The sequence below is a fragment of the Pirellulimonas nuda genome, from assembly GCF_007750855.1.
In the GTDB taxonomy this organism is placed as follows: Bacteria; Planctomycetota; Planctomycetia; order Pirellulales; family Lacipirellulaceae; genus Pirellulimonas; species Pirellulimonas nuda.
Map to the genome: position 1 here is coordinate 2,310,318 of NZ_CP036291.1, position 12,131 is coordinate 2,322,448.

The 12,131-nt window shown below is 67.7% G+C and carries 8 protein-coding genes; 4 read left to right on the forward strand and 4 right to left on the reverse strand.

The genetic code is table 11. The annotated features are described in order from the left end of the window. Positions 1 to 35: 35 nt before the first annotated feature. Entirely contained in the window at positions 36 to 848 is an 813-nt protein-coding gene (locus Pla175_RS09445) for an IclR family transcriptional regulator (protein ID WP_145283538.1), read from the reverse strand. A gap of 130 nt (positions 849 to 978) precedes the next feature. Here Pla175_RS09445 and Pla175_RS09450 point away from each other — a divergent pair, with 130 nt between their 5' ends. Genes Pla175_RS09450 through Pla175_RS09460 form a run of 3 tightly spaced genes read left to right on the forward strand, consistent with a single transcriptional unit; the run spans position 979 to position 4,779 of the window. After that, positions 979 to 2,412 (forward strand): FAD-linked oxidase C-terminal domain-containing protein, encoded by a 1,434-nt coding sequence (locus Pla175_RS09450; RefSeq protein ID WP_145283540.1) that lies wholly within the window; start codon positions 979 to 981, stop codon positions 2,410 to 2,412. A gap of 3 nt (positions 2,413 to 2,415) precedes the next feature. Next, positions 2,416 to 3,480, forward strand: a complete 1,065-nt coding sequence (locus Pla175_RS09455; protein WP_145283543.1) for an FAD-binding protein — start codon at positions 2,416 to 2,418, stop codon at positions 3,478 to 3,480. Positions 3,481 to 3,492: 12 nt separating this feature from the next. Beyond that, a complete protein-coding gene (locus Pla175_RS09460) occupies positions 3,493 to 4,779 on the forward strand; it encodes a (Fe-S)-binding protein (protein ID WP_231954290.1) in 1,287 nt (428 codons plus the stop codon). A 123-nt stretch (positions 4,780 to 4,902) separates the two neighbouring features. On the opposite strand, the gene rtcA is transcribed toward Pla175_RS09460, so the two are convergent. The 3 genes from rtcA to Pla175_RS09475 form a co-directional block, all read right to left on the reverse strand. Further along, positions 4,903 to 5,934: an RNA 3'-terminal phosphate cyclase gene (rtcA, locus tag Pla175_RS09465; protein ID WP_145283545.1), complete on the reverse strand. Its 1,032-nt coding sequence runs from the start codon at positions 5,932 to 5,934 to the stop codon at positions 4,903 to 4,905. Between the two features lie 273 nt (positions 5,935 to 6,207). After that, on the reverse strand, positions 6,208 to 7,704 hold the full coding sequence (locus Pla175_RS09470) for an RtcB family protein (protein ID WP_231954292.1): 1,497 nt from the start codon (positions 7,702 to 7,704) through the stop codon (positions 6,208 to 6,210). 825 nt (positions 7,705 to 8,529) lie between these two features. Further along, a complete protein-coding gene (locus tag Pla175_RS09475) occupies positions 8,530 to 10,107 on the reverse strand; it encodes a vWA domain-containing protein (RefSeq protein WP_145283550.1) in 1,578 nt (525 codons plus the stop codon). 241 nt (positions 10,108 to 10,348) lie between these two features. On the opposite strand from Pla175_RS09475, the gene rtcR reads away from it, so the two are divergent. After that, positions 10,349 to 11,923 carry an RNA repair transcriptional activator RtcR gene (gene rtcR / locus Pla175_RS09480; RefSeq protein ID WP_145283552.1) on the forward strand — a complete coding sequence of 525 codons (1,575 nt, stop codon included), beginning with the start codon at positions 10,349 to 10,351 and terminating at the stop codon, positions 11,921 to 11,923. The last annotated feature ends 208 nt before the right edge of the window (positions 11,924 to 12,131 follow it).

The window sequence follows — 12,131 nt, forward strand, 5'->3', positions numbered from 1 at the left end:
TAGTTCGTAGAAGGGTAGTGGCGTCTCGACGCCGGTCACTTGCTTGTAGACGCGTAGCCCAACCGCAGCGAGATGGCGTCCGCGGCGCAGGCGACCTCGCGGGCGCGTTGCGCTATCAACTTCTTCGGAAACCTCGACACGGGAGCGGAGACGCTGATCGCCGCGACCACCGCGCCCCGCAGGTCGCGAACCGGGGCGGTAGCACAACGCACCCCAAGTTCACGCTCTTGGTCGTCGACCGCGTAGCCCTGGCCCCTCACCCGCTGCAACTCGGCAAGAAACGATTTCAGGTTGGGGATCGTGTGTGGCGTAAACTTTTCAAACTCGACGTCGGCGAGCAGTCGGCTCACTTCCTCGACGGGCCGCCACGCCAGCAACACCTTCCCGACGCCGGTGCAGTAGACGGGCGTCCTGGCGCCAAGCTCCGTGAACATCCGAACCGAACGCAGCGACTCGACTTGGTGGATGTAGACCGCGTGGGGGCCGTCGAGCACGGCCAGGTTCGCCGTCTCGTTGGTGAGGGCGACCAGCTTCTCCATGGCCCCGTTCGCGGCCTCGGGCAGCGGCGTGCCGGCGGCGTACGCGGCGCCGATCTGGATGGCGCTGGCGCCAAGCCGGTACCTGCCCGTGTCGCCGTCTTGCTGCGCGTACCCGCGCTGGCACAGGGTCTCCAGCAGCCGGAAGGTGGTGCTGCACGTCAAACCGGTGCTCCGGGCGACGTCGCTCAGCATCACGTCTCCGCCGCCGCCAAGGGCCTCCAGCACCATCAGGCCCCGCTCGAGCGCGCGGACGGCCGGGACGCTGGTTCTCGTCCGCACGCGTCCTCGCTTGGCGGCTGCGTCGCTCATGACGGCCAGCGTAGGGGGCGCTCAATTTGTTGTCAAGCGAAAAGAATTTGCCGTGCATTGACAAATAAGCGCCGGGGAGGGTAGTCTTGGCGTCGCCCGATCCCCAAACCCATGGCTTCCGGATCCGCCGATGGCCCCCCCCGCAGACAGCCCGGCGCGCCCCCACCCGGACGGCATCCGCCCGTTGCTGGAGCGTCTGAGCCAACGGTTCACGGCCCAGCAACTGCTCACCGGCAAGGGGCAGACCGCGCCCTTCGAGTCGGACGGGCTCACCGCGTTCCGCACACACCCGGGCGCCGTTGTGCTCGCCGAGTCCGCAGACGACGTGGTCGACGTCGTGCGGCTCTGCCACACTTTCGGGGTGCCGTTCGTGGCGCGTGGCAGCGGCACGAGCCTCAGCGGCGGTTCGTTGCCAATTGAGGGGGGGGTGGTGATCGCGCTGAATCGTTTGAACCGCGTCTTGCGCTACGCGCCCCAGCACCGCGTCATCGTCGTCGAGCCTGGGTTTATCAACCTCCAGGTGTCGAAGCACGCCGCGCCCAACGGGCTGTACTATTCTCCCGATCCATCCAGCGGACCGGTCTGCACCATCGGCGGGAACGTGGCGTTTAACTCCGGCGGCGCCCACTGCCTCAAGTACGGCATGACCGCCAACCACGTGCTCGGCGTGAAAGCGGTTCTGCCGGATGGCGAAGTCGTTACGCTCGGGGCCGACAGCCTGGAGACAGCCGGGCCAGACCTGGCCGGCATGTTCGTGGGGTGCGAGGGGCTGTTCGGCGTAGCGCTGGAGATCACGCTCCGCCTGCTGCCCATCCCCGAACGCTACCACACCGTGCTTGCGGCCTACGACAGCCTCACTAAGGCAGGAGACGCGGTCTCCAAGGTCGTCGCCTCCGGCCTGCTGCCCGGTGCCATGGAGATCATGGACCGCCTCGCGATCGAGGCGTCCGAGGCGGCCGTTCACGCCGGCTACCCGTTGCAAGCCGCCGCGGCGTTGATCGTCGAGCTCGAGGGCGCCGAGGAAGAAGTCGCCGCCGAGATCCCATTGCTCGACGAGGTCATCCGCCAGTCGGGCGCCTACGAGGTACGGGTCGCCAAGAGCCCGAAGGAGCGGATGGACATCTGGATCGGCCGCAAGTGCGCCTTCAGCGCGGTGGGCAGGCTCAGCCCGGACTACATCGTTCAGGACGGCGTGGTGCCGCGGACCCGGCTCGGCGAGGCGCTGACCACCATCGAGGCGCTGGGGCGCGAGTACAAGCTGCGGATCGCCAACGTCTTCCACGCCGGCGACGGCAACCTGCACCCCTTGATCCTCTACGACGGCCGCGTCGAAGGGCAACTGGAGCACGCAGAGCGGCTCGCCGGCGAGATCCTGCGGATGTGCATCCGCCTGGGGGGCTCCATCACCGGCGAGCATGGCGTGGGGGTAGAAAAGCTCGCGTACCTGCCAGAGATGTACTCGGAAACAGAAATGGCGTTGATGAACCGCATCCGCCGGGCGGTCGACCCCGCCGAACTCGCCAACCGCGGCAAGATGCTGGCCGCGGCGAGCAAGGGGGCCTGAGCCATGCACACGGTGACAACCGAACAACAGCTCGTCGAGGTGGTCCGCAGCGGGTCGCGGGTGCGGGTGCGGGGCGCCGGCACGAAATCGGCGCCCGAGCCGGACGGCGGCGTCGGTGTCTGTATGGGGGGGATGACCGGCGTGCTGCAGTACGACCCCGGCGAGTTCACGTTCACGGCCCTTGCCGGCACCCGCCTGTCCGAAGTTGAGGGGCTGCTCGCGGAGAAGAATCAGTACCTGCCGTTCGATCCGCCGCTGGTCGAGGCCGGGGCGACCCTCGGCGGAACGGTCGCGACGGGCGTGTCGGGGTCGGGGCGGCTGCGCTACGGCGGCGTCCGCGACTTTCTGCTCGGCGCGCGGATCGTTACCGGCGAGGGTCAAGCCGTGATGGCCGGCAGCAAGGTCGTCAAGAACGCCGCCGGGTTCGACCTCCCCAAGCTGATGGTCGGCAGCCTCGGCCGCTACGGGCTGCTGACAGAGCTGACCTTCAAGGTCTTCCCGCGGCCCGAATGCTCCGCGACGCTGGTGTTTGAGGCCGGCGCCGTGGCAGAGGGGGTGACGCTGATGAACCGGCTCGCCGGCTCGCAGTACGACCTCGCCTGCCTCGACATGGACGACGCCCACCGCGTGTGGGCCCGTCTGGCGGGCTTCCGGCAGGCAGTGGCGGCGCGGGCAGAACGCGTGTTGCGCGAGGTCGCGGCGCCAGGTCGCGTGACCACCGAAGACGAAGACCATCGCTTCTGGCGCGACGCAAGGGAGTTTGCCTGGATCCCGCCGGGTCACGACCTGATCAAGATCGCCCTGACTCCGGACAAGATCGAGCCGCTGTCGGCCGCGTTCGCCACGCTCCCCAAACGCTTCTGCGTGGGGGGGCACCTGGCCTGGATCGGCTGGCCGGAAGGAAAGACTCTGGAGCCGCTCGAAACCACGCTCCAGCAGTTGGGCTGCGCCGGCGCCGCGATCACCGGCGCGTCGCCCAGGCGCACCCTCGGTCGTCCTCAGGGGGGCGCGTTCGCGGCCCGGCTGCAGACGGCCCTCGACCCGCACCACAAGTTCTCGTCCGATTAACACGTCGTTTGTTTGAGCCTCCTGCTTTTGGAGTGTGAGTTCGTGCAGCACAAGATCCCTATCGCCCAGCTCGGCCCGCAAGCAGAAGCGATGGCGGGCGCCGTGTCGTCGTGCGTGCACTGCGGGTTCTGCCTGCCGGCCTGCCCCACCTACCAGGTGCTGGGCGAAGAGATGGACTCGCCGCGGGGACGCATCTTCTTGATGAAGGACGTGCTGGAGGGGAACCTGGCGCTGGAAGAGGCGCTGCCGTACATCGACCGCTGCCTGGGGTGCTTGGGGTGCGAGCCGGCCTGCCCGTCGGGCGTCCCCTACCGAAACCTGCTCACGCCGTTCCGCGCCCACGCAGAGCAGCGGCGCAAACGCTCGCTGTTCGACCGGCTGCTGCGCCAGGTGGTGCTGCAGACGCTCCCCTACCCCGGCCGGTTCCGCGCCAGCGCCCGGCTGGGAAAACTCGCGGCCTTCACCGCGCCGCTGCTGCCGACCCGGCTCCGCAACATGCTGGCGATGCTGCCCGCCCATATCCCGCCGGCCCGACCCCTCCCAACGTTCACCCCCGCGGTGGGCCCCCGCCGCGCGCGGGTGGCGCTGCTGGCCGGCTGCGCCCAGCAGGTGCTGGCCCCGCAGATCAACCACGCCGCTATCCGCGTGCTGTCGCACAGCGGGGTCGACGTGCTCACGCCCCGCGGCCAGTCGTGCTGCGGCGCGTTGTCGGCCCACACGGGGGCGGCGCAGCAGGCCAAGCGGCTGGCGCGGCGGAACCTGGCCGCGTTTCCGCTGGAGGTCGACTGCGTGGTCACGACCGCCGCCGGGTGTGGTTCGGGGATGCACGAGTACCCGTTGTGGTTTAGAGGAGAGCCAGACGAAGCCGCGGCCCGCCGGCTGGCCGAACAAACCAAGGACGTTTGCGCCTTCCTCGACGAGCTCGGCGGCTACCGGCCCGCGGCGCTCGCGGCGCCGGTGCGGGTGGCCTACCACGACGCTTGCCACCTGTCGCACGGGCAAGGGGTTGCAGCGCAGCCGCGTCGCCTGCTGGGCCTGATCGGAAACCTCGAGCTGCTGGACGTCCCCGGGGGCGAGTTCTGCTGCGGGTCGGCGGGCACGTACAACCTCGAACAGCCGCAGACCGCCCACGAGCTGGGCCGACGCAAGGCCGAGGCGATCCTTTCGACCGGCGCCCAAGCGGTCGCCACCGGCAACATCGGCTGCATGGTGCAGGTAGAACAACACCTCGCCGCGCTCGGCCGCCCGCTGCCGGTGCGCCACACCATCGAGTGGCTCGCCGACGCGGCCGCGGGCTGAGCTGCCCCCACCCCCGCCCCAGGCGTGCGGGTTTGAGACGCGGCTACTTGCGAGGAGAAAGTCAGGAGCTTCCGTGCCGCTGCGGTCCTGTGCCCAATCTGACAAAGAACTTCGTTGCTCCCTCTACCCAATCGCGACTTCCACCACCCCACCCTCCTCTTCCACCCGCACCGCCACATCCAAGAACCGCTGCACGATCTCGATGTGCGTTGTCGAATGGCGCGTCAGCCTGAGCGTGCGGAACCGGCTCGCGGCGCCGTGGCGCCAGGCGGCGATGCTAAGCGGCAGGATCAGTTGGTCGGCCAGGTAGGGGCCGACCGGGACGTCCGCGGCCAGGTACGCGTGGGCCTGGTCGACCGCTTCACTGGCCACCCGTTCGGCCCGGGCGCCCTGGCGTCCGAAGCCGGTAAAGAGCTCGCGGGCGTGCTCGCAATGCAGCTCGATCATCACGATGTTGCCGGGGCCGAGCGAGTCGTTGGCTTCGTAGACGTGGAAGCAGTCGTCGGGCCAGTTGAGCCGCTGGGCGGCGGCGTCGAGCTCGCGTTGGGCGATGTCGCGCGCGAGGTTCGCCACCACGGCGGTGAACGATCGGTGCAGCACCTCGCCGCGGGTGGTCAGCGTGAGCCCCTTCAGCCCTCCCACGGGCGGCACAACGCCGACCGAGAACCGTCCGCCACCGGCGGGGTAGAAGCCGTGCCGCTCGAGCGCGGCGGTGAGACCAACCCCCATCTGCCGCACGAGTGGGAAGTAGGCCTGGGCGAGGAAGTCGTACGGCGGCGCCCACGGGTTGTGCGTCCCCCCCTCAAGGGTGATCTCCGACGGGCCGGCCGCGTCGATGAGCGCCGGCAGCACCGTCTGCAGCACCAGCGTCCCGCTGCCGGCGGTGCCGACAGCAAAAGCGTAGCGGCCCGGCTCGACTTGCTTGGGGACGAACGTGAGCCCCTGCGAGCCGACCTCGTCCCCCTGCAGCTCTGCCCGCCCCACCTCGGCCGCGGCCCGAACCGCGGTCAGGTGCTGCCGCATCAGCCCCGGCTTGTCGCGCCCCGCGCGGATGTTGGTCAGACGCACCGGCTTGCCGGTGACCAGCGAGAGCGTGAGGGACGAACGGAGGATCTGGCCGCCCCCCTCGCCTTGCGATCCGTCGATCTCGATCATGTCGTTGATGGGTGTGGCTCCTGGAGGGGATCATCTTGCGGACGAATAACCACAGAGTCACCGAGGGCACAGAGACGGACGGAGATTGCCACAAAAAGGCACAAAGAAGCACAAAGAAAAGCCGATGACCGGCGCTGGCCGGCGGCCTGATGAAAGTCATCGTCGATCCGTCTTGTGCTTTTTGTGCCTTCTCGTGGCTATCGTCCTCCGTACGTCTCTGTGCCCTCTGCGCCTCTGTGGTTAACTTGCCGTCAGCGGCTGATTGCTTTGCCGCTAATCATCCGCCTTATCTCCGTCCTTGATCACGAACCGCGCCTTGAGGCGTGCGACCTCGCTGGCGAGGCCGGCCGACTTGACCGAGCGGAGGACCTCGTCGAAGTCCTTGTAGGCCGCGGGCGCCTCGTCGATCGGGTAGTGCCGGCAGTTCGAGAGGATGTCGGCCTCGTTGAACGACTGGTCGACCTGTGCTTGGTTGAGCGCCCGCTTGGCGGCCTTGCGGCCGAGCTGTCGGCCCGCGCCGTGGTTGACGCTGTAGCGGCTCAGCACAGCGCCCGGGTCGGCCACCATCACGGCCGAGCCCGCCTGGGGGTTTCCCGGCAGCAGGATCGGGTGCCCGGTCTGGGCGAACGGGGTTCCCGCGAGCGCGTGGTGCCCCCCGGGGTAGGCGCGTGTGGCGCCCTTGCGGTGGACCCAGGCGGGGCGGTTATCGACGATCTCCTTGCGGGCGATGTTGTGGCTGATGAAGTAGACAAGCTGGCCGGTCGCGCCCGGGATCACCTGCTGGAACGCCTCGAGCACCAGCGCGTTGATTAGCAGGTGGTTCACGGTGGCGAAGTTGGCGCCCAGGGCCATGTCGTCGAGGTACGCGTCTGCCTCGGCCGTGCCCAACGGCGCGTAGACCAGCTCGCGGTCTTGCCCCGGCAGGGGGATGTTCCACTGCTCGAACTTGGCCTGCAGCGCCTTGAACTGCCCGGTCGCCAGTTGGTGGCCGATGCCGCGCGAGCCGCAGTGCGACAAGAACGCGACGCCGCCGTCGACGAGGCCGAACGTTTCGGCGACGCTCTGGGAGCGGGGGTCATCGCCCACCTCTACCACCTCGCACTCGCCAAAGTGGTTGCCGCCGCCGTAGGAGCCGAGCTGCGACATCTTGTCGGCGAAGCGGTGCGCGTGCGGCAGCAACCGCTCGAGCCGCAGCGCCAGCGCGGCGGTCGAGTCGTCGTGGCCGACGTGCGCCGAGTCCTCGCAGCGTGTGGCCCACTCGGGTGGGATGCCGAGCGCCTCGCACACGCCTTTCGATGCGCCTTCGACGAGCACACGCTGGCCGAGCGCCTCATCGACGGGTCGCGACTTGGCCGCGTTGCGCTGCCCACGCCCGGCCCCAGTCGGGGTCCGCTCGCAGATGGCGTCGATCAAGGCGCGACGCGTCTGCTTGTCGACCACCGCGTCGGCCGGCAGGCTGGTCTGCAGCAGGCTCATCGAGCACTTGATGTCCACCCCGACCGGGCCGGGGTAGACGTGCGTCGGCGAGACCATGACGCAGCCGACCGGCGCCCCGTAGCCGCAGTGGGCGTCTGGGTTGAGCACCAGGTCGGTGACCCCGGGCGCGAGGCGCGAGTTGATGGCCTGCTGGACGCAGAAGTCGTCGAAGGTCTCACGGATCGCCTCGGTGCCGATGACGGTGATGGGCTTCTGCTTGCCGCCGGTCGGCAGGATAGCGGTCGCCTCGCCGTCGGCGATGAACGGGTGCTTGGTGGGGGCGAGCTGGGTCATGGACATTCCTGGTGGATAAAAAGCAGCGACAAGACTTTGAAGAAACAGTCTGATGCTCTGCCTACTGAGCTACGGCCGGCCCGGGGGCCAACCGGCAGGGATCGAACCTGCGACCGTCAGTGTCATGTAGTTCCTTCCGCATTCGCTGCCAGAGTCTCTCTTGGTTCAAAGGACGCGACGACTAGGAGTGACGAAACGTTTACGCGCTCTTCCTGACTGAGCTACGGCCCCCAATCTAGCAGTTGCAGAACTGCCTGCCTCTCCGGCGAGCAACGTCTTGGCGAGAGCCAAGCCGCGCCGCCAGCAACCCGGCGAGCGAGGTTTTGGCGAGAGCCAAGCCGCGCCGCCAGCAACCCGGCGAGCAAGGTCTTGGCGGTAGCCAAGCCGCGCCGCCAGCAACCCGGCGAGCGAGGTCTTGGCGAGAGCCAAGCCGCGCCGCCAGCAACCAGTGGAGCCGGTGGGATTCGAACCCACGACCTCGGGGTCTTAACCATGTAGTTCCATCTGCATTCGTCGCGTTTTTCCTTTAACAGAAGAAGCGGTTCGTAAAGCCAACGACAAGCGGTAGCGAGACGCTCGGCGATCCGCCCAGGGCGGAAAGCCGGGGAGGGTTCGAACCTCCTTAGCCATGTAGTCACGCCGGCATTCGTTGGCGCCTTGGTTGCTCTATCGAAAATGGCCGACTAGGTTTTGCCGAGACAATTGACATTGGTGAATGTAGTCCCGACGGCATTCGGCCGACGTACGTTCTTTCCCCTTTTCAGCGGACACGGGCCCCGGGGAAGGCGGGCATCCTCGCCTCACCCGCCCTCCCCCAGACGATTGCTACAGCCGCACCGAATCGATCGCGCGCACCCAGTGGTCGACCGAGTAACGCCCCGCCGCGACGTCGGCGATCATGCCGAACACCCGGTCGCTGAACCCGCCGATGTTGACGATGTCTTCGCGCTCCGGCGCTTGGACCGTGCCGTACGGCTGGATATCGATGCACACCATCCGGGCCCGCGGGTTGCGCGACTTGAACACAGACCACTCGTTCACGGTCTCGGTTCGGCCCCCGCCGAAACGTCCGAAGACGGGGGAATCGATCCACGACTCGTTGTCCGAGACGAACACCACCAGGTCTCCCTGGGCGCGCCGACGGTTCAGCTCACGCAGCGGAGCGCTGCAGTTGGTGCCCCCCGGCGAGACCGCGGCGATACGCTTGGCGTTGGTCATCACCGAGTCGCGTCCGTTGAGCCGGATCTTCACCACGTCTTCCTTGAACGGGATGACCTCTGCCTCCGGGTTCTTCCGCAGGAGCGTCGCCGCCACCAGCGCGGCCACGTCGAGGCAGCGCACCGCGGTGGTCGCTCCCGGCCGATAACCGGTGACCGGCGAGTGCATCGATCCGGACACGTCCGTGCAGACGTACACCTTCCCCGCGACACGCGGCGCGCTGTTGATCGCCAGCTCCATCGCGTCCTGCAGGGCCTCGCGCACCGTGTGCGGGACCCCCAGTTCCGCGTTGGCGTAGGCGACCATGAGCTGGTACGGGAACACGCGTGCCTGCTCCACCAGCCGCGGGTTGCGCAGCCGATTGGCGATCAAGCCCACCATCTCCCGATCCTCGAACACGCCGTGACGGGCGAACGTGTTCAGGTTCATCCGCGTCATCTGCCAAGAACCGTTCCGCGCGATTTGCACCCAGTCCTTCTTGGTAAGCGGCAGCGAGGTCAGCATCTGGAACGGCACGTCCGGCAGGGCGACCTTGCCCGGGTTCGTGTTCCGCTTGAACTTCTCGTACTGACGCACCAGCTCCGGCAGCGCCTCGTGGTTGTGCTCGCGGCCGATCAGGTAGCCGTACAGCGCAGCGCGCGTGGCGGTCGCCGGCTTCGGGTGCACCATCCGCAGCACGTCCGCCAGCGACGGGTCGGCGCCGACCGAGCCGATGAACAACTGGTCGTCGCTGCGGGCCTCGAGCCACTGCTGCACCAGCCGCTTCGGCAGCGTGCCGAGGCTCTTCCGCCCCACGGCCCCCGACCGCATGATCTGCACGAAGTTGCGGATCATCTTCGGCGAATCGATCACGCGGTCGAACACCTCGGCCAGCAGGCCCGCGGAGCGGACCGACAGCACCGCACACAGCAGCGCCGGCATGTCCTTCATGAACGCCGACTTGCGGGCGTAGATCGCCAACCGGGCGAGGTACTCCGGCTCAACCTGCTGGGCGTGCTCCAGCACCGCTTCGAGCTGATCCTCGGCCGACGCATAGAACGTCCCCCCCAGGCAGCCGGTGGACGCGAGCTGCGCCAGCGCCTGCTTGTGGGTCCGCCCGTACGCCGGGCCGCCGGCCTCGTTGTGGGTGTCTGCCTTCGCGATCAACCGGCCGCGGAGGCTGGTGAAGAGTGTCTTGTTCGCCATGGTTGGGTTCCTCGTGCTTTGGGCCAAGAGCGTGTTGCATGCCCTTTGTTGAGATCAGCACAAAGCATGGCTCGTGCCAGAGGCCGCCAAGGATGCCGTGTGTGCATCGCAAGTCATTTGCTGAATGATAGTTATGTCGATTTTGGTCGCGTTCGGCTGAGCCGTCAGTCCGGGCGTTTGTCGCAATAAGTTATACTTGCATAGCGTGTTGTATCGCTGGGTATCATGGCGGGTGGATCAGATGAAGCAGGTCGTTATCGGATTGCTGGGCGCTCGGCTCGATTACGGGGTCGGCGATGACCGCTGGCAGAAGTGGCGGCCGACGGTCGCTCTCTGTCAGCACGAAGACCTGCTCATCGACCGCTTCGAGCTGCTCTACGAGCCCAATCTCAGCGCGATGGCCGCGGCGACGGTCGAGGACGTCCGCTGCGTTTCTCCCGAGACCGAGGTGCGCCTGCACGAGATTGGCTTCCGTGACCCGTGGGACCTCGAAGAGGTGTACGCCGCGCTGCACGGCTTCTTCGGCGACTATGGGTTCCTGCCCGACGAAGAGCGGTACCTGGTGAACATCACCACCGGCAGCCACGTGCAGCAGATCTGCTTGTTCCTGCTGGCCGAGTCCCGCCACGTGCCCGGCCAACTGCTGCAGGCTTCGCCCCCCAAGCGGAACAAGATCGGCATCGGCACCTACCGTACGATCGACCTCGACCTCTCTAGGTACGACCAGCTCGCCGCGCGTTTCGCGCTAGAGCAGCAGCAAGGGGTCTCGTTCCTCAAGTCGGGGATCGAAACCAAGAACGCGGCCTTCAACGCACTAATCGAGCGGATCGAGCGCGTAGCCATCGCCAGCAAGGCGCCGCTGCTGGTGACGGGGCCCACCGGCGCCGGCAAGAGCCAGCTCGCCCGCCGCGTGTACGAGCTCAAACGCCAACGCCGCCAGCTCGACGGGCCGTTTGTCGAGGTGAACTGCGCAACCCTGCGCGGCGACCAAGCGATGTCGGCCCTGTTCGGTCACGCCAAGGGCGCCTTCACCGGGGCGACCGCCTCCCGCGACGGCCTGCTCCGCGCCGCCGACGGCGGCTTGCTGCTGCTGGACGAGATCGGCGAGTTGGGGGTTGACGAACAAGCGATGCTGCTGCGGGCCATCGAAGAGAAGCGGTTCTTCCCGGTCGGCGCCGACAAGGAGCACAGCAGCGACTTCCAGTTGATCGCGGGCACCAACCGCGACCTGCTGGCGGACGTACGCGACGGGCGGTTCCGTGAGGACCTGCTCGCACGCATCAACGTCTGGACCTTCCGGCTCCCGGGGCTGGCGGACCGGCGGGAAGACATCGCCCCCAACCTCGACTACGAGCTCCGGCAGTTCGCGGCAAAGACCGGGTCGATCGTGCGGATGAACAAGGAAGCCCGCGAGCGGTTCCTCTGCTTCGCCGCTTCGAGCGAAGCGGCCTGGCGGGCCAACTTCCGCGATCTCAACGCGGCCGTGACACGCATGGCGACCCTTGCCGCTGGGGGGCGGATCACCGTGGGCCTGGTGGACGAAGAGGCCGAGCGCCTGCGCCAGCAGTGGAGCGGATCTATGGGCGGCGACCCGATCGGCGATGTGCTGTCGGGGCTCGTCGACGCTGGGAAGCTCGACCGCTTCGACCAGGCCTGCCTGGCGGAAGTCGTCTGCGTCTGCCGGGCATCGAAGTCGCTCTCCGACGCGGGGAGGGCCTTGTTCGCGGTGTCACGCGCGTCGAAGGCTAAGCCCAACGACGCCGATCGGCTAAGGAAATACCTCGCCCGGTTCGAACTTGCTTGGGGCGACCTGTAGCCCGGCGTTCGGAGCGCCAGGGGCTGCGTCGCGGCGACGCTGCAAACGTCCGCAGGGTGCTAGGCCGGACCAACTTTCGCCGCCCGCTGGGTGTGCCGGCTCGCTCGGAATCATCCTTGAAGATGGCGCACGCTGCTGCCATAATTCCAGGCAAAGCGCCTGCCGTCTGGTCTTATTTTCTGGTCTTGAAAGACGTCTGCGGAATGCT

What these genes read in the sequence shown, in the direction of transcription:
- Pla175_RS09475 (WP_145283550.1), bottom strand. Translation starts at nt 10,107, where the DNA reads ATGGCGAACAAGACACTCTTCACCAGCCTCCGCGGCCGGTTGATCGCG.
- Pla175_RS09455 (WP_145283543.1), top strand. Translation starts at nt 2,416, where the DNA reads ATGCACACGGTGACAACCGAACAACAGCTCGTCGAGGTGGTCCGCAGC.
- Pla175_RS09450 (WP_145283540.1), top strand. Translation starts at nt 979, where the DNA reads ATGGCCCCCCCCGCAGACAGCCCGGCGCGCCCCCACCCGGACGGCATC.
- Pla175_RS09470 (WP_231954292.1), bottom strand. Translation starts at nt 7,704, where the DNA reads ATGACCCAGCTCGCCCCCACCAAGCACCCGTTCATCGCCGACGGCGAG.
- Pla175_RS09445 (WP_145283538.1), bottom strand. Translation starts at nt 848, where the DNA reads ATGAGCGACGCAGCCGCCAAGCGAGGACGCGTGCGGACGAGAACCAGC.
- rtcA (WP_145283545.1), bottom strand. Translation starts at nt 5,934, where the DNA reads ATGATCGAGATCGACGGATCGCAAGGCGAGGGGGGCGGCCAGATCCTC.
- rtcR (WP_145283552.1), top strand. Translation starts at nt 10,349, where the DNA reads ATGAAGCAGGTCGTTATCGGATTGCTGGGCGCTCGGCTCGATTACGGG.